Annotated in this window: 1 pseudogene; it reads left to right on the top strand. The window is 44.8% G+C overall.

From position 1 onward, the window contains the following. Positions 1 to 396: 396 nt before the first annotated feature. A pseudogene (locus HMPREF0666_RS17740) lies at positions 397 to 1,206 on the top strand (hypothetical protein); the annotation flags it as partial.

Genomic DNA, 1,206 nt, shown 5'->3' on the forward strand with positions numbered 1-1,206 from the left:
CGTTTCGTTCCGCTGCGCTTCATCTTCACTCGTGCGCTCGGTCAATCGTCGTTCCTCCTCATTTCCCTTTTCGCTGCGTTCGTTCCTCTCTCCGCTCATCCGGCGCACATCTAACCGCTGTCGCTTTTCGGTGCTGTCGCTATGGGGAGACCCCTATACCCCCATGACGCAACAGAGTTGCGATTTTCTAAGCCTAACGGCAAAAAAAAGAACCGTACTTTTGTCCTCTCGAAAGAATTGTATATCTTTGCGGAGAGAACTTACAAAAGTAAAGTTCTTAGCACACTAAGAACTTTGTACGACTATCGTCTAAAGTTCGTGTGCTCTCCGAGGGCGGGGGCAAGCCCCTGCGACCCCATTCCAACCACCCTTAGCAAACCAAAACAAGAAAACAATATGGCACAAACATCAGCCAATTTCCAATCTGTCAAGGCAGGAAGTGAGCAACACAACAAGAGAGAAAAAGAACTCGATTACGTTCATAAGGAACTTTCCCATAACAACGAGTATTGGGAAAGCTGCACCCAGGAGCAGCGTATGAAAGAACTCAAAAAACTTGTAAAGGAGAAATCGGGGAGAAAGATGCAGAAGAATGCAAGCCCGATTTGGGAAGCTGTGGTTGTCATAGACGAAAACACGACCATGGACAAACTTCATAAACTCGCAGATGAGTTGCATCAGAAGTTTGGCATGAATTGTTTTCAAATTGCAATTCATAGGGACGAGGGCTACAAGATGAGCAAAGACAAAATCAAACTAAATCTTCATGCTCATATGGTATTCGATTGGATAGACCACGGAACAGGTAGGGCAATGCACTACAACCGAACACACATGGCGCAGATCCAAACGATTGTGGCAAACACCCTCGACATGGAGCGAGGACAAAGCAGCGACAAGAAACACAAAACACCGCAGCAATATAAGGCGGAAAAAGAAGCAGAGGAAGCCATGAAAAGAAAGCAAGTAGCGGAAGAACAAGCAAGAAAAGCCGAAGCCAATGTAGTGGAGAAAAAGCAGGAACAAAAAGAACTTGAGGACAAAAATACTACATTGCGAAAAGAAATGCACACTATGTGGATGAAAAACCTTGAACTTAGCGGCCAACGCAGCAACCTTGCAATATCAGTGTATGACCAGAAGAAAGAACTTGAAAAAATCAATTTAAGCCTCTTTCAGGCTCAAAATGACCTTAACTCTACAAAC

The sequence above is a fragment of the Prevotella sp. C561 genome (assembly GCF_000224595.1).
Classification (GTDB): domain Bacteria; phylum Bacteroidota; class Bacteroidia; order Bacteroidales; family Bacteroidaceae; genus Prevotella; species Prevotella jejuni.